Annotated in this window: 1 pseudogene; it reads left to right on the top strand. The window is 19.7% G+C overall.

Annotated elements, in window-relative coordinates:
• Nucleotides 1–53: 53 nt before the first annotated feature.
• Nucleotides 54–989 (top strand): annotated as a pseudogene (locus tag ACYVBS_RS14615) (NADH-quinone oxidoreductase subunit N); the annotation flags it as partial.

The raw sequence follows: 989 nt of genomic DNA on the forward strand, positions 1-989 counted from the left end.
GTGATTTAATATCAGTATATTTATCTATAGAATTACAAAGTTATGGTTTATATATATTATGTACTTTATATAGAAATTCTGAATCTTCAACATCTTCAGGTTTAACTTATTTTTTATTAGGTGGTTTATCATCTTGTTTTATTTTATTAGGTATAGGTTTAATTTATGCTAATTCAGGTACAACTTATTTAGATAGTTTTTATATTATAACTAATTTATCTAATTTAATTAATGATAATAATTTAAATTATATTATGTATAATGATATTTCTACTTATATATCTTATTATTTATTATTAATAACTGTAGGTTTTTTATTTAAAATATCTGCAGCACCATTCCATTTTTGATCTCCAGATGTTTATGATGGTATACCTACTATTGTTACAACTTTTGTAGCTATTATGCCAAAAATATCTATATTAATAATTTTATTACATTTAGTACATTTTTCTAATAATATTTCTATAGAATATTCTTGAACATCTAGTTTATTAATAAGTAGTATTTTATCTTTAATTATTGGTACTGTTTTAGGTTTAACACAATTTAGAATTAAAAGATTATTTGCTTATAGTACTATATCACATGTTGGTTTCTTATTATTAGCTTTAAGTATTAATAGTGTAGAGTCTATACAATCTTTTATATTTTATTTAATACAATATAGTATTTCAAATTTAAATGCTTTCTTTATATTAATTGGTATAGGTTATACATTATATTTTTATATTAATAAAAATATAGATTATAATAATTTATTAGATAAGAATAATTCACCTATTCAATTAATAAATCAATTAAAAGGTTATTTTTATATAAATCCTATATTAAGTATAAGCTTAGCTATTACTTTATTATCATTTGCAGGTATACCACCACTTGTTGGTTTCTTTGCAAAATTAATGGTTTTATCTTCAGCTTTACAAAATGGTTTTATTTTTTTAGCTTTAATTGGTATATTAACTAGTGTTATTAGTGCTGTTTAT

Source organism: Lysobacter olei, assembly GCF_054777355.1.